This is a genomic window from Streptomyces sp. NPDC060366 (assembly GCF_042725135.1).
Classification (GTDB): Bacteria; Actinomycetota; Actinomycetes; order Streptomycetales; family Streptomycetaceae; genus Streptomyces.
In genome coordinates this window covers 504,085-524,155 of sequence record NZ_JBHXDC010000003.1, presented here as the reverse complement: position 1 = coordinate 524,155, position 20,071 = coordinate 504,085, and the positions used below count along the sequence as shown (strand labels likewise).

Genomic DNA, 20,071 nt, shown 5'->3' with positions numbered 1-20,071 from the left:
CACGTCACCTCGGACGGTCGAGAGGGCGGAGCAGCATCTCGGCGAGCCTGTTGCGGGTGATCTGTTCGGCGGCGGCGGCGCGCTGGGTCACGTACAGCGCGTTCAGCAGCTGGTCGGTGGCGACGACCTCGCCGGGTTCGCGCTGGAGGAACCGCTCGATCAGCTCGGCGCCCTCCTCCAGGGCCTCCTCGCCCAGGTGCGCGGCGACCATCGCGGCGAGTTGTTTCTCGCCGGGCGGTTTGAGGTCGAGCTGGATGCAGCGGCGCAACAGGGCGGCGGGAAAGTCCCGTTCTCCGTTGGAGGTGAGAATGATGAACGGGAACGCGGTGCACCGCACCCGGCCGCCCACCACGGTCACCGGTGTGCCGTCGTCGGTGAGGACGTCGGTCGCGGGCTCCCGTTCGGCGCGCCGCTCCAGCTCACGGATGGTGAACTCGCCCTCCTCCAGGACGTTCAGGAGGTCGTTCGGCAGGTCGATGTCGCTCTTGTCGAACTCGTCGATGAGCAGCACCCTGGGGAGCCCGTCGGGCGACGGCAGCAGCGCCGTACCGAGCGGACCGAGCCTGATGTACGAGCCGATCGGCGGCTGGCGCACGGCGTCGCCGGACACCGCCCGGTCGAGCTGTACGTCCTGGAGCCTGCCGATGGCGTCGTAGTGGTAGAGGCCGTCCTGGAGGGTGGTACGGCTGACGATGGGCCAGCGCAGCACCCGGCCGAGCCGCAGTTCGTGGGCGACGGCGTGCGCGAGTGTCGACTTGCCGGTGCCGGGGGTGCCGGTGACGAGCAGCGGACGGCGCAGCTGGAGCGCGGCGTTGACGGCCTCGACCTCTTCGGGGCGCGGGTGGAACGACTCCACGAGGCGGCGTTTGACGCCCAGCCGGCGGGCGTTGTCCACCTCTTCGCTGTCCGCGGGCCCGTCCTGCTCGGCGTCGGCACCGTCGGGGCTTCGCGCGGTGAATTCGCGCCAGGGAGGCGGGTCGGGTAATTGCCGCGCACCGTCGTGCGGCAGTCCCGCTCCCCGGTAGATGCGCCAGTCGCTCACTGTGGGCTCCTCATCGCTGTCAGCCCGGCGTGCGCCCGGCATCCTGGACGTCCGTACCCCGCCTGGACGTCCGTACCCCGTCCGCAGCAGGTGGCTTGGGGGCATGTGTCTGTCATAGGGGCGGGAAGTGCAGAGGTTCGTCGGGAGCCGGCCTGTGGGGTGGATCGTAGATGAGGACGATGTGCCGTGCCCAGGCTGTGTCCCGATCGTCGCGGTCGGGGTCGGCGCTGACGTTGCGCAGCAGCCGTACGCGCTCGCGCAGCTCGTTCCCGGTGGGGGCCTCGCGCACCAACTGGGCTGCCCTGCGGTGGAATTCGGCGCAGTCGTCGTGCCCTTCCTCGCCGGTGCGGCGGCACAGCACGGCGACGTGGCCGGCGTGGAAGGCGCGGGTGAGGACGCGTGAGCCGCGCCCCGTGGCCGTACTCGCGCAGTACACGGGCAGAGGGACGCCCGCGACGCCCGGCGTGCTCACCGACAGCCGCGCGTACGCCGCTTCCTCGCCCTCGGGCGCGGCGGCGGCGTGTCCCCAGTCCGGCACGTCCAGACAGAGCGGTACGGCTTCCAGGGGGCCGTGGTCTGTGGCGCGTCTGGCGCGGTTCCACTCCGGGGTCACTCCGTCGCGCCGGCGTGACTGGTCGCGCAGGGCGACGACCCGGCGCCGTCCGATCGGGAGGGTGTGCACGCTGGGCGGTTCGTCGCCGCGCGGCAGCCGGGGGCGCCATTCGTCGACGGGCTCGTCGAAGAGGGCGCGGGGCAGCAGGAAGTCGACGGCGGCGAGGTACTGCCCGGCGTCGGCGCGGGCCAGGGCCTCGCTCAGTCCCTGGCGTACGGCGGCCTCCAGACCGGTGCGCGGGACGCCCTCCTCGTCGTGCCGGACGGTGGTGGTGCCGCCGTCGGAGTCCAGCAGCTGCACGCGCCAGGGGTGGGTGCCGTAGACCTCGGGCTCGATGACGACGAGTACGTCGTCGTGGGCCGCGTCTCCGGGGCCCGATCCCGCGCCGTCGCCCGTGCCGTCGTCGCGGTCGCCGCCCGCCAGGAGCGCCAGGCTCTCCTCGCGGATCACGTCGGTCTCCAGGGCGTTGGCGGCCGTCTCGACCCATTCGCGGAGCTTCTTGGCCCCCGGGGTGTCGCGGGGCGCGCGCTGGGCGCCGTAGACCATCGCCGCGTACAGGACGACGGCTTCCTGTTCGAGATCCCGGTCGGCCAGGGCCGCTTCGGTGCGCTCGCGTGGGTCGTAGAGGAGGCCGGAGCCCTCGCGCCAGTTGCGCGGGTCGTTGGACTCGATGCGCTGGGGGCTGCGCAGCAGGCGGCGGCTGGTGCCGTTGACCAGGTGCAGCACCTGGCCGGGGCCCGACGGCGGTTCGACGTCGGCGAACAGCCCGTACAGCTGGGTGCGTGAGCGCGGGTTGAAGCTGTGCGGCCGGCCCTGCTGCACCGCGAGCCGGGTGTGCAGGCGCGGCCAGCAGTCGCCGGATCCCTCGAAACGCCGCAGATGGTGCCGGTCGTGGGCGGCGACGACCTCCGCCCACAGGGCTTCGGCGCCCTGGTCGCACAGGGCGCGCAGCCCGGTGACGGACTCGGCGCGGCCTACGGTGGCGTCGCCCTGGCCCTGGCTCTTGATGACGCCGATGACCGATCCGTACCGGGTGTCGACGACGGGCCCGCCCGAACAGCCGCGCAGGACCAGGCCGTTCTGGAGCCACATCGCGTTTCCTCGGCGCCCTCCGGTGGCCATCGCCTTCGTGGAGAGGAACTCCTCGGGTCCGTACGCCCCCGAGGTCTGCGCCCAGCCGTACAGCTCGACCTCGGCGGGTGTGGGCGCCGAACGGTCGCTGAGCCAGAGGCAGTCGGCGAAGTCCGCGCCGGGCACCTTGACGAGAGCGAGGTCGTGACCGGTGACGACATGGGCGATCTCGCCCTCAAGCCGCTCGTCGTCGCAGGTGGTGACGGTGACACCGCCTCCTGGCTCCCGTTCCATCGCACCCACCCTCTTGTCCACGACATGCGCGCAGGTCACGACCCATTCGGGGGCGACGAAGAAACCACTGCCCCAGAATCCGGCACTGCCCCCGTCATACCCGGCGGCGGGGGGGCCGATGCGGACGACTCCCCGGCTCACGGGGTCTTCGAGGGAGCTCATGCGTCAACACGCGGGGTGTACGAGGGCGTTGGAACGGCGCGCGTCCCTCCGCCGAGTGATCCGCAGACCTGAGCGTCGTACATCCGCACCCCGTTCCCCCGAAGTTGAGGCATGTGGGACGAGGCTAACCGGATGATCCCGAAGTGGGGAGTGGTTCGGGTCCCGGCGAGGCGGGGGGCGGCGAGGCCGGTGGGGCGGGCGTGGCGGGCGGGTCTTCCGGGGGCTCCACCCGCTCGCGGCCGGGCTGCCAGGTGAGGGTGACGGAGATGGACGCCTTGGCCTCCCCGTCGGCCAGGACGGCGGCCACCCCCTTGCCGGGCTTCATCGCCAGCTCGATGCCGAACGTCGCGCTGACCTCGCTCGGGCCCGCCGCCCGAGCGGCGTCCATCACGGTGGCGCCGACCGCGGCGATCACCTCGTTGACACGGGTGACGCCCGAACGGATCCGGTCGGCGGCCCCGACGTCGACGAACGCCGACTCGTCCGGCCGCAGCACACTGACCCTCGCGAGAATGACCTGCCCACCGGGCAGGACCACCTCCTGTACGTCGTGGTCCAACGCCACCCCTCCCCCACTCGGTCACTCACCGCGCGCGGGGCCGCGATCCGCGGCCCGCTCCGCGATACCTCCCCTCCCCACCAGGTAGTTACGCTGTTCGTATGTACTTCACGGATCGCGGGATCGAGGAGCTGGAGAAGCGGCGCGGCGAGGAGGAGGTCACCTTCGAGTGGCTGGCCGAGCAGCTGCGCGCGTTCGTCGATCTCAACCCGGACTTCGAGGTTCCGGTGGAGCGCCTGGCCACGTGGCTGGCACGCCTCGACGACGAGGACGACGAATGACGAGCACCGGCCGAGCATCGCGATAGGTCTTGACTTCCCCAATCCACGATATATCGTGTTCCCCAAGGGACGCGATATGTTGCGTCGTGGCCGGCCACAGGGAGTCAGCACCATGGCAGAGTCGACGTGGGAAGTCAGCGAGCCGAAGAAGCTCACCTTCGACGACCCGGTGACGGCGGTCAGCGTACGCGTCGTGAACGGCACGGTGAACGTCGTCGGCACCGACGAGAGGGTCCTGGCCGAACAGGGCGGCGCACGCCTGGAGATCTCCGAGATCCAGGGCCCGCCCCTGATCGTGACCCGCACGGGCACCACGCTCACCATCGCCTACGAGGACCTGCCCTGGCAGAACTTCCTCAAGTGGCTCGACCGCAAGGGCCACCGGCGCAGCGCCGTCGTCTCCCTCGCGGTCCCGGCGGGAGCGAGCGTCGAGGTCGGCGTCGTCGGGGCCGGCGCCGTGATCTCCGGGATCAAGGGGCGTACGGAGGTACGCGGCGTGAACGGTGACACCACGCTCGTCGGCCTGGCCGGCCGGGTCAGCGCGGAGACCGTCGCCGGCAACGTGGAGGCCCAGGCCGTCACCGGCGACCTGCGCTTCAACTCCGTATCGGGCGATCTGACCGTCGTGGACTGCGGCGGGTCCTCGGTACGGGCGGACACCGTCAGCGGCGCCATGGTCATCGACCTGGAACCCGCGGGCAAACCCACCGACATCAAGATCAACACGATTTCCGGCGAGGTGGCCATCCGACTGCCGCACCCGGCGGACGCGAAGGTCGAGGCGAACACGGCGAGCGGTTCGGTCTCCAACGCCTTCGACGATCTGCGGGTGGGCGGGCAGTGGGGCGCGAAGAAGATCACCGGCACGCTCGGGGCGGGTACGGGGCGGCTCAAGGCGATGACGGTGTCCGGCTCGATCGCCCTGCTGCGGCGGCCACCGGCGGAGGATCCGTACGGCGCGGGCCACCCGGCGACCGCGTCCGCCGGTACCGCGCCCGTGGGCGCCGCCCCCCTGGACGTCGTCGCCGACGACGCGACGCCGGCCGACAAGAAGGAGCTCTGACATGGCCCCGGTCTTCGCCCACGGTCGCCTCCGCCTCTACCTGCTCAAGCTGCTCGACGAGGCGCCGCGCCACGGCTACGAGGTGATCCGGCTGCTGGAGGAGCGCTTCCAGGGCCTGTACGCGCCCTCGGCCGGCACCGTCTACCCGCGGCTGTCCAAGCTGGAGGCGGAGGGCCTGGTCACGCACGCCACCGAGGGGGGCCGCAAGGTCTACTCGATCACCGAGGCGGGCCGCGAGGAGTTGGCGGGCCGCAGCGGTGAACTGGCCGATCTGGAGCTGGAGATCCGCGAGTCCGTCTCCGAACTCGCCGCGGAGATCCGCGACGACGTACGGGGCGCGGCGGGCCAGCTCCGCAACGAGATGCGCGCGGCGGCGGCGTCCGCGTCGGCCGGCACCGCGGCCGGCGGGACCGGCGACTGGGAGCACACGCCCGGGGACGGCGAGTCCTGGCGCGCGGCGAAGGAGGAGCTGCGCCGCGCGAAGCAGGAGTGGAAGGAGCAGGCGCGCCGGGCGAAGGACGAGTCACGCCGGGCGCGTGAGGACGCGCAGCAGGCGCGGCGCCAGGCCAAGGAGGCGCAGGAGACGGCGCGTGAGGAGATGCTGCGCATCGCCAAGCAGGTCCAGGACCAGGTACAGGGCCACTTCTCGCGCGGCGACTGGCCGACGGGGGTACGGGAGGGCCTGTCCGAACTCTCGACGCAGCTCGGCGGCCTGGCGAAGGGCACGGCGTGGCCCCCGTACGCCAAACCGGACGCGCCGGACCCTGACCCCGCGTGGGCGCAGGACACCCCGCCGACGGGCGACCCGGCGCGCGACCTGGACCGCCTGCTGGACCGCTTCCGCGACGACGTCCGCGACGCGGCGCGGGACCACGGTGTGACGGAGACCCAACTGTCGGAGGCGCGCGACCACTTGTCGACGGCGGCGGCGCGCATCGGGGAGCTGCTGCGGAAGCCTCCGGCGTAACGGGTACGGGCCTGCCCTGGCCGGTATCACCCGGGTCCCGGTGGTGACCGGTTCCGTCCTCAATCGCCGGACGGGCTTAGTTGTTGCGCGGTGCGGGGATCGGTTGACCGGGTCCGCCCGGTGGTTGGGTTGTCCTCAATCGCCGGACGGGCTTGGTGGTCGCGGTGGTGGCCGTGGGCCGCTCCGGGGTCATGCCCGGACGGCGTGATTTACGGCGCGTGCGAGGCTCGTTGGTCTCAGGGGAACCGGGCTGTCCACGCGCCACAAATCAGCCTGGGTGTCCGGCCACGACCCCTGCGCGTCCCCCTTCCCCGCGCGGGTCGTGGAAGACTTCGCGCGTGCCCACCTGGATAACCTCGCGCCGTCTGGGCGCCACCGCCGTCCTGTACGCCGTCTTCGTCGGCGGCTGGTACCTCGGACAGCCGCTGGTCAACGTCGGCTGCTACTCGCCCGAACCGCTGACCGCGATCGAGAGCGACGAGACGATCAACGAGCCCGGCGACGTGCTCGGCGACCTCCGGGCGACGGCCAGGTCGGCCAAGCAGGTCGCCACCGTCGAGGTCTTCGACACCACCTCGATCGTGCCGTGCGACGCCACGCCCCGCCCCCGCCTGGTGGCCTGGGTGACGGGCGACTGGCGCTGAGGCGGCGTGAGGGGGGCGGGGTCGCAGGAGGGGTGTGTTCGGACACTCAGGCTGATTTGTGGCGCGTGAGAATGCCGGGTCATCGGGTCCAACGAACCCTGCACGCGCCGTAAATCACGCCGTCCGGACATACCCGTCCGGAGACCCCGAACCCCGACCGACAACCGCTACCGCGGGTCTCCGAACAGCGCCCGCTCCACCGCCCCGTACGTCCCCCCGTGATCCGCGAGTACGTCCGACACCACGCCCGGCCTGGCCGTCAGCGCCAGCAGGATGTGGCCGTCGGTGATCTCCTTGTCGCCGCGGCCCAACGCGACCCGCAGGGACTGCTCCAGCGTCTTCTTCGCGGCGGGCGTGAACTTCTTGTGGGACGTCCAGCCCCGCTTCGGGGGCTTCCCGCCCGCCCCCATCGCGCCCTCGCCGTGCGCCCCCTCGACCTTCGAGACGATCTGCTCGACGTCGATCCCGATCTCGGCGAGCGCCGCCGTGTCGGCGTGCGACATCCCGCCCCGCCGGCGCGCGTCCGCCAGCCCGGCCTCCACCGAGTCGCGCCGGTCCAGGATGCCGAGCGAGGTGAAGGCGAACGCCGATCGCGTCCCCTGCGAGTCGAGCAGCGCGAGCAGCATGTGCTCGTCGGTGACCTCGGGCGACGCCGTGCGTTCGGCCTGGGCGACGGCGCCCGTCACCACGGCGCGCGCGCCCTTCGTGAAGCGTTCGAACATCACTGCCTCCCGTACTTCTTGTGTACCGCCTGCCTGCTGACACCGAGCTGGGCCGCGATCTCCTGCCACGACCAGCCCTGGTTCCGGGCGCTGCGTACCTGGACGGCTTCGAGCTGTTCGAGCAGTCGCCGCAGCGCGGCGACCGCCCTCAGCCCGACCCGTGGGTCGCGGTCGCCCGCCCGCTCGGCGAGATCCGTTGCATCGGTCATGCCGTCAATCTACGTTGACACCCATCCCATGTCAACCAAAATTGACAAGCCCCGTCAGCCCCGCAGCCGCCGCGCCCAACGCCGCAGTACGGAGCGGCGCCGACGCGGTGGGGTGGGCCGCCTGCCGTACGGACCCGAGCCGCCCGCCACGTGCGGATCGTCCGGCGCGGGCAGCGGTATCCGCCGCTCGGCCTGCGCCTGGATCTCGTAGTGCGCCTCGTGCGCTGTCGCCCGGAACGCCTCGTCGTACGAGGCCATGGCCGCGGTGATGCCCGCCCCCGCGCTGCCCCGCCGCTTGACGAGCGACGCGAGCCGGCCGAAGAAGGCCATGACCACCGCGAGGCAGCCGACGATCACCAGCGGCGGCAGCAGCGTGTCCACGAAGGCTCCCTCAGCCGGTCAGCACGATCTTGCCGAACAGATCGCCCGCGGCCATCCGTTCGAACCCCTCGCGGGCCCGGTCCAGCGGCAGGACGTCGTCGATCACCGGGCGGATGCCCGTCGTCGTGCAGAAGGACAGCAGGTCCTCCAGTTCGTCCTTCGTGCCCATCGTCGAGCCGACGACCTTCAGCTCCAGGAAGAAGATCCGGGTGAGTTCGGCGTGCGCGGGGCGGTCGCCGCTGGTCGCGCCGGAGATCACCAGCGTGCCGCCGGGCCGCAGGGACTTGATCGAGTGGGACCAGGTCGCGGCGCCGACCGTCTCGATGACCGCGTCCACGCGGTGCGGCAGCCGCGCGCCGGGCTCGAAGGCGTCGGCGGCGCCCAGTTCGACCGCGCGCTTGCGCTTCGCCTCGTCGCGGCTGGTGGCGTACACACGCAGCCCGGCCGCCTTCCCGAGGACGATCGCCGCGGTGGCGACGCCACCGCCCGCGCCCTGGACGAGGACGGAATCCCCGGGCCGTACACCGGCGTTGGTGAACAGCATCCGGTACGCGGTGAGCCAGGAGGTCGGCAGACAGGCGGCCTGCTCGAAGGTCAGCCCGGCGGGCTTGGGCAGCAGGTTCCAGGTCGGTACGGAGACCTGCTCGGCGAAGGTGCCCTGGTACCTCTCGGTGAGGAGCGAGCGGGGCTCGCGGGGCCCGACCCCGTGGCCGCTCTGGCCGATGACGGAGTGGATGACGACCTCGTCGCCGTTCTCGTCGATCCCGGCGGCGTCGCAGCCGAGGATCATCGGCAGCTGTTCCTCCTTGAAGCCGACCCCGCGCAGGGTCCAGAGGTCGTGATGGTTGAGTGAGGCGGCCTTGACGGTCACGGTCGACCAGCCGGGGCGCGGCCCGGGAGCCGGGCGTTCGCCCAACTCAAGGCCGTTGAGGGGCTGGTCACTGTCGATACGGGCTGCGTAGGCGGCGAACATGACCTTGACCCTAGAGCGGAGGCGGGACGCACGGAACCTCACCGGCGTGTGAGGCGAGTCCCGCCCCCGCTCGGTCTCAGTCCCTGCGGTACTGCGCGGGCGACGACTTCGTCGCCGGGTCCTCGTACGCGCCCGCCGTGCCCCGGTCCACATGGAACGTGGTCAGGGTCGAGACGGCGGATGCCGGGTCGCGGCGGTCGTCGATGACCCGCATATGGGTGCTGAATCGTTCCGGCGTGACCTCGTACACGTCGTAGCCGTACCGGTTCCCCTCGAAGTACTGGAGGTGCGGGTTGGCGGCGCCCATCAGCGGACCGTTCGTGGCGTTCCACTGCGCGTCGTACGCGCTGGAGCTCACCGAGTGCGCGGTGAACTCCGTTCCCACGACGGGCGATTCGGTGTCGTCGTAGTCCGGCCGGACGTCGTCGACGAACGCGGAGTGCCAGTCGCCGGTGAGCACCACGAGGTCTTCGAGGCCGCTGGTACGCACATGCTCCAGCACCTCCTTGCGCTCGCCGAGGAAGCCGTCCCACTGGTCGGTGAACATGAAGCCGCCGCCGGGGCGGCCCCGGAGCTGGCTGAGCATGATCGAGTTGGCCCAGATGTGCCAGCTGTCGGGCGCGCGGTCGACGGTCTTCTTCAGCCAGGCCTTCTGGTCGGCGCCCAGGATGGTGCCGTCGGCGAGGTTCTGCGCGGAGCGGTACTGCCGCAGGTCGAGTACGGCCAGCTCCAGCAGGTCGCCCCAGCGGCGCACCCGGTGGATGTCGATGTCCGGCAGGACGGAGTCCCCGGCACCCCGGTGCGGCAGGTGCTCGTACCACGCCTGGTACGCCGCGGCCCGGCGCCGCATGAAGGGGGCGCCGCCGCCCGTACCGCTGTAGTCGTTCACCACCTCGTGGTCGTCCCACGTCAGGAACCACGGGTGCGCGGCGTGCGCGGCCCGCAGCGACGGGTCGCCCTTGTAGAGGGCGTGGCGCATCCGGTAGTCGTGCAGTGTGTGGATCGCCGGACCGTTGTGGTCGCGGATGTCGCTGCCCTCGGGGCCGTGCTCGTATATGTAGTCGCCGAGGTGGACGACGAAGTCCAGGTCCTCGCGGGCTATCCCGCGCAGCGCGGCGTAGTGGCCCTGCGGGTAGTTCTGGCAGTTGGCGGTGGCGAACCTGGCGGAGCGGACATGGCCCGCGGGTGCGGTACGGGTCCGGCCGAGGCGGCTGGTCCTGCCGAGCGCGGTGAAGGCGTACCAGTACGTACGGCCCGGACGCAGGCCGCCGACCGGCACGTGCACGCTGTGCGCGAGGGTCGCGGACGCGGGGACGGTGCCGCGCGCGACGACGCGGCGCAGGGCGCGGTCCTCGGCGACGACCCAGCGGACGTCGACCACCTCGTCGAGCGGCTGCTCGCCCGGCTCGGCGAAGGGCTCGGGCGCGAGCCGCGTCCAGAGCACGACGCTGGTGGGCTGGGGGTCGCCGGATCCGACGCCGAGCGTGAACGGCGCCTCGTCGTACGCCGATCCGAGCGCCTCCGCGGCCTCGCGGGCCTGCGCGGGCGAGAGCCCGACGCTCAGGGGCCAGACCACGTTGAGCGCGCCCGCGGCGCCGGCCGCCTTGAGCAGATCACGTCTGTTGAGGGTCACGAGTGCCTTCCCGAGGCCGTGAGGCGCAGTGAGATCTCGTCGGCGTAGCCGTCGTTCGACGTGCCGGTGCCGCTACGGGTGAAGGAGAGCTGTACGCGGGCGGTCCTGGCGCCCGGCGGCACGGCGGCCTCGGCGCTGCGCTCCAACAGGGCGGTGGCGCGGCCGCGTTCCTCGGCGGTGACGGGGCCGAGCACGGAGAGGGCGAGCGGGGTTCCGGCGCGGTCCCGGAACTCGACGGAGAGCCTGACGCCGTCCTCCTGCGCGGCGTATCCGCCGAGCCAGCCGCTCAGCACGTACCGGACGCGGCCGGCGTCGACGGCGCGGTGTCCTGCCGGACCGGTGGCGGGTATGGGCACTTCCTGTACCAGGCTGGTCACGCCGCTGTTCCCGCCGGAGAAGAACCGCCGGCCGGCCGCGCCGGGGCCGGGGTCGGCGGGCGTGGGGTAGCCGTCGCCGAGGTCGTACCCGATGATCGCGGGCGCCCCCTGCCGCACGACCCAGCCGACGACCTGCCCGACGGGCTCGGCGGTTCCCCCTGACCCCTTCTCGGCGTCACCGTTGACAAGCAGATTCACAAGCGCCTCCTGTCTGAGGATGGTTGGCGCGAGGATCTCACCAGGCGGGGGTGAATGGCGGGGGTCGGTTGGGTGGCGCTTGCCGGGTCGCCTCCGGCGGGGTGGTTCGGTGTCCGGGTTGCGGTTGTCGGGTGCCGGTCGGGGTTCGGGGCCTCCGGACGGGTATGTCCGGACGGCGTGATTTACGGCGCGTGCAACGCTCGTTGGACCCGACGACCCACCTTGTTCACGCACCACAAATCAGCCCAAGTGTCCGAACACACCCCTCCTGCGCCCCCGCCCCCCTCACACCGTCACGACACCCGCCCAAACCAAAACGTCCCCCTCCCGCGGGCTGGAAGGGGGACGCGCAGGGGTCGTGGCCGGACACTCAGGCTGATTTGTGGCGCGTGGACGACCCGGTTCCCCTGAGACCAACGAGCCTCGCACGCGCCGTAAATCACGCCGTCCGGCCATGACCCCGGAGCGGCCCACGGCCCCCGGCCCGCACCAGCCAAGCCCGGCCGGCGATTGAGGCCAAACCCGACCACCGGGCGGCACCGGTCAAACAAACCCGCACCAAATAAGCCCGGCCGGCGATTGAGGCCAAACCCGACCACCGGGCGAACCGGTCAACGAAGCCCCGGCCCGCAGGGCCGCCCCCCGCCGGGGAAGGCGACCCCGCACACAAGGCCTAGCGCCGCGCAACCCCCTCCGCCCGCGCCGCCGCCGCGACCGCCGACGTCACCGCCGGGGCCACCCGCTCGTCGAACGGCGACGGGATCACGTAGTCCGCCGACAGCTCGTCACCGACCACGTCGGCCAACGCGAGGGCCGCCGCGATCTTCATGCCCTCCGTGATCCGCGACGCCCGCACCTGGAGCGCGCCCGCGAAGATCCCCGGGAACGCCAGCACGTTGTTGATCTGGTTCGGGTAGTCGCTGCGCCCCGTCGCCACCACCGCCGCGTACTGGTGCGCGATGTCCGGGTGGACCTCCGGGTTCGGGTTGGCCATGGCGAAGACGAACGACTCCGCCGCCATCGACGCGATCGCCGGCTCCGGAACCGTACCGCCCGAGACGCCGATGAAGACGTCCGCGCCCGAGAGCGCGGCCTCCAGCGAGCCGGAGAGCCCCGCGCGGTTCGTGAGGCCTGCCAGTTCGCGCTTGACGTCGGTCAGGTCGTCGCGGTCGGGGCTGACGATGCCCTTGCGGTCGGCGACCGCCACGTCGCCGATCCCCGCCTCCAGCAGGAACTTGGCGATGGCGACGCCCGCCGCGCCCGCCCCGGAGATGACGGCGCGCAGGTCCCCGAGCGTGCGCCCGGTGAGCTTCGCCGCGTTGCGCAGGGCTGCGAGCGTGACGACGGCCGTTCCGTGCTGGTCGTCGTGGAAGACGGGGATGTCGAGACGCTCCTGGAGCCTGCGCTCGATCTCGAAGCAGCGGGGCGCCGAGATGTCCTCCAGGTTGACCCCGCCGAAGGACGGTGCGAGCCGCACGACGGTGTCGATGATCTCGTCGGTGTCGGTGGTGGCCAGCGCCAGCGGCACCGCGTCGACGCCGCCGAACTGCTTGAACAGGATCGCCTTGCCCTCCATCACGGGGAGCGACGCCTCCGGTCCGATGTCCCCGAGGCCGAGGACCGCGGTCCCGTCCGTCACGACGGCGACGACCTGCGACTTCCAGGTGTAGTCGTGGACCAGCTCCGGGTTCTCGGCGATCGCCGTGCACACCTTGGCGACACCGGGCGTGTAGGCGAGTGACAGGTCGTCCTTGTCCCGGATGGGCACGGTGGCCTGGATGGCCATCTTCCCGCCGCGGTGGAGCGCGAACGCCGGATCGAAGGGCTCGTCGGTCGCGCCTTCGCTGTCGCTCTCACTACGAGGATTCACGATCTCCGCTGCCATGTTTTTGACCCCTTAAGTCTCTTCATCAGTTGAGGGTGTCCACTCCTGGGTTACGGAGGGGTGGGCGGGCACCGCGTACGAGACCTGTTATCGGCGGTTGGAACGCCGAACAGGAGGATGTGCGTACGCGCGGGCGCGCCGCACACGCGCCCTGAGCCCCGGATGAGGGGTGTAGCTGTCCTTCATACCGGACGGGCCGGACGTCCACGTCTCCTTCTACAAGCGGTGACATGACTCATAGCGGAGTTTCGGGACACTTACGCCGCACGACACGAAACCGTCCGAAGAGACGGAACGGGGCGGAGATCGTCCGGCCGGAAGAAGGCATTCCCGCAGATGGTCCGGTCTTGATGTGCCGGTCCGCTGGGACACGGGGGTCACCCGTTATCCGATTTTGACATGACGGGCCCCCTGATCGGACCAGTCCGAATGGCAAGATGCCCTAATCAATCACACACGGTCGCGACACTCGATGGCGCGTGCCCACCGCGTGGTAAGTCCCTCGTCCGCCGGAGGATCCTCATCATGACCGCCAGCTTCACCAGTCGTACCACCGCCGGGAAGTCCCGGATCGCCGCGGTCGGCGCGATCGCGGTCGCCGGGTCACTCCTGCTGACCGCTTGCGGCGACCAGACAGACAGCGGGAAGAAGGACTCCCCCGCGACCTCCAAGAGTGCCCCGCTCGCCGACCAGCTGCCGAAGGCGATCGCGGACAAGGGCGTCATCAAGGTGGGCTCCGACATCGCGTATCCGCCGGTGGAGTTCAAGGACGACGCCGGCAAGACGATCGGTATCGACCCCGACATCGCCGACGCGCTCGGCAAGCAGCTCGGTGTGAAGTTCGAGTTCGAGAACGGCACCTTCGACACGCTGCTCACGGGTCTGCGTTCCAAGCGCTACGACATAGCCATGTCGGCGATGACCGACACCAAGGCCCGCCAGGACGGCGTGGACTCCGAGACGGGCAAGAAGGTCGGCGAGGGTGTCGACTTCGTCGACTACTTCACCGCCGGTGTCTCGATCTACACCAAGAAGGGCGACGACAAGGGCATCGCGAGCTGGTCGGACCTGTGCGGCAAGAAGATGGTCGTCCAGCGCGGCACCGTCTCGCACGACCTGGCCAAGGCCGAGTCGACGAAGTGTACGGACGGCGGCAAGAAGGCCATCGGGATCCAGGCGTTCGACAACGACCAGCTCGCCCAGACCCGGCTGCGCGCCGGTGGCGCCGACGCCGGTTCGTCGGACTTCCCGGTCGCGGCGTACGCGGTGAAGACCTCGGGCGGCGGCAACGACTTCCAGCTCGTCGGTGAGCAGATCGAGGCCGCCCCGTACGGCATCGCGGTCGCCAAGGGCAACGACGAGCTGAGCAAGGCGCTCCAGGCCGCGCTCGACGCGATCATCAAGAACGGCGAGTACGACAAGATCATCGCGAAGTGGGGCGTCGACGCCGGCGCGGTCAAGGAAGCCACGATCAACGCCGGCACCTGATCCGCCCGGCCCCGAAAGGCAGCACCGTGTCTGTTGACATCTCCAAGTCGGACGGCCCGTCCGACGCGCCACCGGCGGGACACGCCGGACCGGAGGCCATCAAGGCCATCCCGGTCCGGCACTACGGGCGGTACGTGAGCGCGGTCGTCGCTCTCGCGCTGCTCGCGACGATCATCTACGCGTTCTCCCAGGGAAAGATCAACTGGGGCGCCGTACCGGACTACTTCTTCGACGACCGCATCCTCAAGGGTGTCGGCCAGACGATGATCCTCACCGTCCTGTCGATGGCCATCGGCGTGATCGGCGGCATCGTCCTCGCGGTGATGCGGCTGTCGAAGAACCCGGTGATGTCGTCCATCGCGTGGTCGTACATCTGGTTCTTCCGCGGTACGCCGGTCCTCGTCCAGCTCATGGTCTGGTTCAACCTGGGTCTGGTCTTCGAGTACATCAACCTCGGGCCGATCTACAAGGACTACTGGGCCAGCTTCATGACGCCGTTCCTGACGGCGCTGCTCGGCCTCGGCCTCAACGAGGCCGCGTACATGGCGGAGATCTGCCGCGCCGGTCTGCTCTCGGTCGACGAGGGGCAGACGGAGGCGTCGCACGCGCTGGGCATGAGCCACAGCAGGACGCTGCGCCGCATCGTGATCCCGCAGGCGATGCGGGTGATCGTGCCGCCGACCGGCAACGAAGTCATCAACATGCTGAAGACGACGTCGCTGGTGGCGACCGTACAGTTCTACGAGTTGCTGAGATACGCGCAGGACATCGGGCAGACGTCCGGCGCCCCGGTCGAGATGCTGTTCCTCGCCGCCGCCTGGTATCTGCTCATGACCTCGGTCCTGAGCATCGGTCAGTACTACCTGGAGCGGCACTACGCGCGTGGCTCGCTGCGCACCCTGCCGCAGACCCCGTTGCAGAAGATCAGGGCCAATCTGCTCTCCCTGGGCCGCCCGAACGGAGGCACCGCATGACCGCCATCGCGAAGACGACGAACGGCGCGACCGCGATGGTGAAGGCCGAGGCCGTACACAAGTCGTTCGGCGCCGCGCACGTCCTCAAGGGCATCGACCTGGAGGTCGCGCCGCGCGAGGTCTTCTGTCTGATCGGGCCCTCCGGGTCCGGCAAGTCGACCTTCCTGCGGTGCATCAACCATCTGGAGCAGGTCAACGCCGGGCGGCTGTACGTCGACGGTGAGCTGGTCGGCTACCGCCAGAAGGGCGACAAGCTGTACGAGCTGCGCGACTCCGAAGTGGCCCTGAAGCGCCGGGACATCGGCATGGTCTTCCAGCGCTTCAACCTCTTCCCGCACATGACGGCCATCGAGAACATCATGGAGGCACCGATGCAGGTGCGCCGTGTGCCGAAGGCCGTCGCCAGGGAGCGGGCCAAGAAGCTGCTGGACCGGGTGGGGCTCGCGGACAAGGCCGACGGCTATCCGTCCCAGCTCTCCGGCGGCCAGCAGCAGCGGGTGGCGATCGCCCGCGCGCTGGCGATGGAGCCGAAGCTGATGCTCTTCGACGAGCCGACGTCGGCGCTCGACCCGGAGCTGGTGGGCGATGTGCTGGACGTGATGCGCGATCTCGCCGAGGACGGCATGACGATGGTCGTCGTGACGCACGAGATGGGCTTCGCCCGCGAGGTGGGCGACGCGCTGGTGTTCATGGACGACGGTGTGGTCGTGGAGTCGGGCCATCCGCGCGAGGTCCTGACGAATCCGCAGCACGAGCGGACGAAGTCGTTCCTGTCGAAGGTCCTGTAGACGCGAGGACGAGGGGTGTCACGGACCAACTGGTCCGTGACACCCCTCGTCCGTGCCGCTCACTTCAGGGCGAGCATCAGCGAGTCCGACGGCGAGGACCAGACCGGGCGCGCCTCGCCGAAGCCCGCGTCGGTCAGCGTCTTCGCGTGCCACGCGACGGAGGGCGTGTCGCCGTCCGCGTGCTCGCCGTAGATCGCGAACCGCTCGGCGGTCGGCCCCGCGAGCACCGGGTCCTTGGCGGCGAGGTCCCACCAGTCGGCCCAGTCGACGGCGCCCTCCGCCTTGGCGCGGTCCATCTCCCGGTGCCGGTGGGCGCGTTCGGCGGCGTTGATACGGGGCGTGCCGCCGTCCGTCATGTGGTCGGCGTTCATGAAGACGCCGCCCGGCCTGACGAGCCCGGCGATCTGCCCGTACAGCACGGCCAGCGGTTCGCTGTGCAGCCAGTGCAGCGCGGTGGCGGTGAGGACGGCGTCGTACGACTCGTACGGCAGCTTCGCCGTCCAGTCGGGGTCCTTGAGGTCCGCCCGCACCAGGGTCAGGCGCGTGTCGTCGGCGAAGTAGCCGCCGGCGATGGCGAGCAGCGCGGGGTCGAGGTCGACGCCGGTGCTGGTGGCCGCCGGGAACCGGTGGAACAGCCGGTCGGTGATGCTGCCCGTGCCGCACGCGAGGTCGAGCACCCTCGGTTCGGGTCCCACCAGGGCCTCGACCATGTCGAGCATCACCCGGAAGCGCTCCTCGCGGTCGGGCATGTACCACTCCTGCTGGCGGTCCCAGCTGTCCTGCCAGGCCCGCCAGCGGACCCGCTCCGGCGTGGGTGCCCCGCTCACGGCAGTCACCGCGTCCCTCCCCGTGTCCACCATCGAAACCCTCCGCTCCGTAATACCCTGTAGGCAAGAACAGCTATTACGCCGACCCTAGACCGCTGCCGTAAGGACTACAAGTGGAACTGGCCTCTTACTCGGACTACGCCGTACGCCTGGTCAACACCGAGGAACCGGCCCGCGGCACGGACACCCTGACCTCGGTCGAAGCCGTCCGCGCCCTCTTCGGTGAGTCCACCCAGGCGTCGCGCCGTGCCACCGATGCGGACGTCACCCGCTTCCGTTCGGTACGGGGACGGCTGCGCGCGATCTTCGCGGCGGCCGACGGGGACGAGGCGACGCACGCCGTCGACCTGCTCAATTCGCTGCTGCTGGAGTTCCCCGTCAGCCCGCAGATCTCGGGCCACGACTTCCTCGACGACGAGGGACGTCCGCGCTGGCACATGCATCTGGCCGAGCACTCGTCGAACGCGACCTCCGGGTTCGCGGCCATCGCCGCGATGGGCCTGGCGTTCCATCTGACGGAGTACGGGGTGGACCGGCTCGGTCTGTGCCAGGCCGCGCCCTGCCGCAACGCCTACCTCGACACCTCGACCAACCGCTCGCGCCGCTACTGCTCGGACCGGTGCGCGACCCGCGCCAACGTCGCCGCCTACCGGGCCCGCAAACGCCTGGAGACGGAGCGGTCGGACAGCACGGGCCGCAGCGCGCAGAAGGCCCACGCGAGCGCCCCGGCCACGGACCGCTGATCCTCGGCGCGCGGCCGGTAGCGGGCCCGCACCCGGCCGAGCAGCAGTTCGCCGGGGACGGTCCCGAACACCCGGCTGTCCCCCTCGGCGCCCGGATTGTCCCCGAGCACCCACCATCCGCCGTCGCGTCGCTCGACCAGCCGCTTCACGATGAGCAGATCCTGCTGGAGCGGGTGTTTCAGTACGGCGATGTCCCCGGCCTTCACCGGTGCGTGGTAGTGCACCAGCAGTTGATCGCCCTGTTTGAGGGTGGGATACATGGACGGTCCCGACACCTCCGCGATCCCCAACAGCGCTCTCGGCTCGCGCCCGTGCTCCGTCATCCGGCACCTCCCGGTCCCACGGTACGTTCCGCCGCCGGTCCCGATCCGACCCCGGACTTTTGTCCTAAGCCCTAGGGGGCACTCGCGAAATCCGGCTTCTCACGGAGTAATGTCCCACCTGAGAAGACGATCACGAGGAAGGACAGCTCCATGCTTTCCCGCCTGTTTGCACCCAAGGTGAAGGTCAGCGCACACTGCGACCTCCCCTGCGGCGTGTACGACCCCGCCCAGGCCCGCATCGAAGCCGAGTCGGTCAAGGCCGTCCAGGAAAAGATGGCGGGCAACGACGACGCGCACTTCCAGGCCCGTGCCACGGTCATCAAGGAGCAGCGCGCCGAACTCGCCAAGCACCACGTCTCGGTGCTGTGGAGCGACTACTTCAAGCCCCCGCACTTCGAGAAGTACCCGGAGCTGCACCAGCTGGTCAACGACGCCCTGAAGGCGCTGTCGGCCGCGAAGGGCTCGACGGACCCGGCGACGGGTCAGAAGGCCCTGGACTACATCGCCCAGATCGACAAGATCTTCTGGGAGACCAAGAAGGCCTGATCCATGGCTGGGCAGCCTGACCTGCGATCTCGCCGGTCATCACGCTCACAGGTCCGCACCCGGTCCGCAGACGCCGAGAGTGGCGTCGATGACGGATCGGGTGCGGTCTTCTTGTGCGGGGTGGGGTACCCGTCGTCCGCCTCGGACGGGCCGTCCGGGATTCGGCCCGTCTCCGCCACGTCAGATGTCTCGACGGACCCACCCATGACGTCGTACATGAAGTAACTGATGCGGCCGGTCACCTCGTCCGACCGTCCGGGGCGACGACGGGTGGGGAGAAAATGTGCGCGGAGCGCGCATGGGCGGGGAAGGGCAGGGCACACGTCGCGTCGGCGAGCCCCCCGTTCGCCGATCCGGGAGGGGATCAACATCATGTCCATGTCCACCCAGTTCACGAGAACCGCCGAACCCCTGTCGGGGCCACGGGTCGGGGAGCTTCCGTGGATCGAGGACGCGGGTCAGGTCGCGCCGAGGGACGCGCGTGAGTTGTCGAAGGTGTTCTTCCAGCAGCTCCAGGTCCTCGAAGAGGGCACGCACGAGTACCAGTACGCGCGCAACACACTGATCGAGATGAACCTGTCGCTGGTCAGGTTCGCCGCCCAGCGGTTCCGTAACCGGGACGACCAGCTGGAGGACATCGTCCAGGTCGGGACGATCGGTCTGATCAAGGCCATCGACCGGTTCGAGCTGTCGCGCGAGGTGGAGTTCACCTCGTTCGCCGTGCCGTACATCGTCGGTGAGATCAAGCGGTTCTTCCGTGACACCAGTTGGGCCGTGCATGTGCCGCGTCGGCTCCAGGAGTTGCGGATACAGCTCGCGCGGGCCAAGGACCAGCTCGCCGTCAGGCTCGACCGGGAGCCGACGGTACGGGAGTTGGCCGAGCATCTGGAGCTGAGCGAGGAGGAGATCGTCGAAGGGCTGATCGCCGCCAACGGCTACAACTCCGACTCGCTCGACCTGCCCGCCGACTCCGGCACGGGTGGCTCCGGCAGGAGCGGTGCGTCCGTCGCCGACTTCGTCGGCGCGTGCGACCCCGCCATGGAACTGGTCGAGGATTTCCACAGCCTCGCGCCGCTGCTGAGCACGCTGGACGAGCGGGAACGTCAGATCCTTGAGCTGCGCTACGGGCAGGAACTGACCCAGTCCCAGATCGGCGAGCGCTTCGGGGTCTCGCAGATGCAGATCTCCCGAATCCTGTCCCGGACCCTGTCCAAGCTCCGGGACGGCATGCTCACCGACGGCTGAGCGAGCCACCCCGAGCCGCTCAGGACCGCACAGACTGTCCGCCCCGTCGGCACCGCACAGCAG

Annotated in this window: 22 protein-coding genes; 10 read left to right on the top strand and 12 right to left on the bottom strand. The window is 70.4% G+C overall.

All coding sequences use genetic code 11. The features are described 5' to 3' along the window. Positions 1–4 precede the first annotated feature (4 nt). From ACFWHU_RS11320 to ACFWHU_RS11310, 3 genes are all read right to left on the bottom strand, one after another. Entirely contained in the window at positions 5–1,042 is a 1,038-nt protein-coding gene (locus ACFWHU_RS11320; RefSeq protein ID WP_387224685.1) for an AAA family ATPase, read from the bottom strand. Positions 1,043–1,154: 112 nt separating this feature from the next. Then, positions 1,155–3,182 carry a trypsin-like peptidase domain-containing protein gene (locus ACFWHU_RS11315; RefSeq protein WP_387224684.1) on the bottom strand — a complete coding sequence of 676 codons (2,028 nt, stop codon included), beginning with the start codon at positions 3,180–3,182 and terminating at the stop codon, positions 1,155–1,157. 124 nt (positions 3,183–3,306) lie between these two features. Continuing rightward, on the bottom strand, positions 3,307–3,741 hold the full coding sequence (locus ACFWHU_RS11310) for a CU044_2847 family protein (RefSeq protein ID WP_387224683.1): 435 nt from the start codon (positions 3,739–3,741) through the stop codon (positions 3,307–3,309). A 101-nt stretch (positions 3,742–3,842) separates the two neighbouring features. Between ACFWHU_RS11310 and ACFWHU_RS11305 the strand changes: the two genes are divergently transcribed. From ACFWHU_RS11305 to ACFWHU_RS11290, 4 genes are all read left to right on the top strand, one after another. Beyond that, positions 3,843–4,022, top strand: a complete 180-nt coding sequence (locus ACFWHU_RS11305) for a DUF6104 family protein (RefSeq protein WP_153482227.1) — start codon at positions 3,843–3,845, stop codon at positions 4,020–4,022. A 112-nt stretch (positions 4,023–4,134) separates the two neighbouring features. Further along, positions 4,135–5,085, top strand: a complete 951-nt coding sequence (locus tag ACFWHU_RS11300; RefSeq protein ID WP_385803741.1) for a DUF4097 domain-containing protein — start codon at positions 4,135–4,137, stop codon at positions 5,083–5,085. Between the two features lies 1 nt (position 5,086). Beyond that, positions 5,087–6,052, top strand: a complete 966-nt coding sequence (locus tag ACFWHU_RS11295) for a helix-turn-helix transcriptional regulator (RefSeq protein ID WP_385803739.1) — start codon at positions 5,087–5,089, stop codon at positions 6,050–6,052. A 338-nt stretch (positions 6,053–6,390) separates the two neighbouring features. Continuing rightward, positions 6,391–6,696, top strand: a complete 306-nt coding sequence (locus tag ACFWHU_RS11290; protein ID WP_387224681.1) for a hypothetical protein — start codon at positions 6,391–6,393, stop codon at positions 6,694–6,696. Between the two features lie 167 nt (positions 6,697–6,863). Here the strand turns inward: ACFWHU_RS11290 and ACFWHU_RS11285 are convergent, their stop codons facing one another. From ACFWHU_RS11285 to ACFWHU_RS11255, 7 genes are all read right to left on the bottom strand, one after another. Beyond that, the gene (locus ACFWHU_RS11285; RefSeq protein WP_385803735.1) at positions 6,864–7,418 is read right to left on the bottom strand and encodes a Clp protease N-terminal domain-containing protein; all 555 of its coding nucleotides are present in this window, start codon (positions 7,416–7,418) and stop codon (positions 6,864–6,866) included. Further along, positions 7,418–7,627: a helix-turn-helix domain-containing protein gene (locus tag ACFWHU_RS11280; protein ID WP_069630502.1), complete on the bottom strand. Its 210-nt coding sequence runs from the start codon at positions 7,625–7,627 to the stop codon at positions 7,418–7,420. The genes ACFWHU_RS11285 and ACFWHU_RS11280 overlap by 1 nt, the downstream gene beginning before the upstream one ends. A 54-nt stretch (positions 7,628–7,681) precedes the next feature. Beyond that, positions 7,682–8,008, bottom strand: coding sequence for a hypothetical protein (locus tag ACFWHU_RS11275; RefSeq protein ID WP_385803734.1), 327 nt, complete (start codon positions 8,006–8,008; stop codon positions 7,682–7,684). A 10-nt stretch (positions 8,009–8,018) separates the two neighbouring features. Continuing rightward, positions 8,019–8,981, bottom strand: a complete 963-nt coding sequence (locus tag ACFWHU_RS11270) for a zinc-binding dehydrogenase (protein ID WP_385803732.1) — start codon at positions 8,979–8,981, stop codon at positions 8,019–8,021. Positions 8,982–9,057: 76 nt separating this feature from the next. Next, entirely contained in the window at positions 9,058–10,614 is a 1,557-nt protein-coding gene (locus ACFWHU_RS11265) for an alkaline phosphatase D family protein (protein WP_387224680.1), read from the bottom strand. Next, entirely contained in the window at positions 10,611–11,189 is a 579-nt protein-coding gene (locus ACFWHU_RS11260; RefSeq protein ID WP_385803728.1) for a phosphoesterase, read from the bottom strand. The genes ACFWHU_RS11265 and ACFWHU_RS11260 overlap by 4 nt, the downstream gene beginning before the upstream one ends. A 673-nt stretch (positions 11,190–11,862) precedes the next feature. Beyond that, the gene (locus ACFWHU_RS11255) at positions 11,863–13,074 is read right to left on the bottom strand and encodes an NADP-dependent malic enzyme (RefSeq protein ID WP_385803726.1); all 1,212 of its coding nucleotides are present in this window, start codon (positions 13,072–13,074) and stop codon (positions 11,863–11,865) included. 525 nt (positions 13,075–13,599) lie between these two features. On the opposite strand from ACFWHU_RS11255, the gene ACFWHU_RS11250 reads away from it, so the two are divergent. From ACFWHU_RS11250 to ACFWHU_RS11240, 3 genes are read left to right on the top strand one after another with little or no spacing between them, the layout of a single operon-like run. Continuing rightward, positions 13,600–14,562 (top strand): ABC transporter substrate-binding protein, encoded by a 963-nt coding sequence (locus tag ACFWHU_RS11250; protein ID WP_385803725.1) that lies wholly within the window; start codon positions 13,600–13,602, stop codon positions 14,560–14,562. 26 nt (positions 14,563–14,588) lie between these two features. Next, a complete protein-coding gene (locus ACFWHU_RS11245; RefSeq protein WP_387224678.1) occupies positions 14,589–15,536 on the top strand; it encodes an amino acid ABC transporter permease in 948 nt (315 codons plus the stop codon). Further along, a complete protein-coding gene (locus tag ACFWHU_RS11240; RefSeq protein ID WP_385803721.1) occupies positions 15,533–16,324 on the top strand; it encodes an amino acid ABC transporter ATP-binding protein in 792 nt (263 codons plus the stop codon). Before ACFWHU_RS11245 ends, ACFWHU_RS11240 begins: the two co-directional genes overlap by 4 nt. Positions 16,325–16,383: 59 nt before the next feature. On the opposite strand, the gene ACFWHU_RS11235 is transcribed toward ACFWHU_RS11240, so the two are convergent. Continuing rightward, on the bottom strand, positions 16,384–17,073 hold the full coding sequence (locus tag ACFWHU_RS11235; RefSeq protein ID WP_387224832.1) for a class I SAM-dependent methyltransferase: 690 nt from the start codon (positions 17,071–17,073) through the stop codon (positions 16,384–16,386). 191 nt (positions 17,074–17,264) lie between these two features. Between ACFWHU_RS11235 and ACFWHU_RS11230 the strand changes: the two genes are divergently transcribed. After that, positions 17,265–17,894 (top strand): CGNR zinc finger domain-containing protein, encoded by a 630-nt coding sequence (locus ACFWHU_RS11230; protein WP_387224677.1) that lies wholly within the window; start codon positions 17,265–17,267, stop codon positions 17,892–17,894. Here the strand turns inward: ACFWHU_RS11230 and sodX are convergent. Next, positions 17,798–18,217 (bottom strand): nickel-type superoxide dismutase maturation protease, encoded by a 420-nt coding sequence (sodX, locus tag ACFWHU_RS11225; protein ID WP_385803717.1) that lies wholly within the window; start codon positions 18,215–18,217, stop codon positions 17,798–17,800. The genes ACFWHU_RS11230 and sodX overlap by 97 nt on opposite strands. Positions 18,218–18,367: 150 nt before the next feature. Between sodX and sodN the strand changes: the two genes are divergently transcribed. Next, entirely contained in the window at positions 18,368–18,763 is a 396-nt protein-coding gene (gene sodN, locus ACFWHU_RS11220; protein ID WP_078075133.1) for a superoxide dismutase, Ni, read from the top strand. 372 nt (positions 18,764–19,135) lie between these two features. Then, positions 19,136–20,008, top strand: a complete 873-nt coding sequence (locus ACFWHU_RS11215) for an RNA polymerase sigma factor SigF (protein WP_385803715.1) — start codon at positions 19,136–19,138, stop codon at positions 20,006–20,008. The last annotated feature ends 63 nt before the right edge of the window (positions 20,009–20,071 follow it).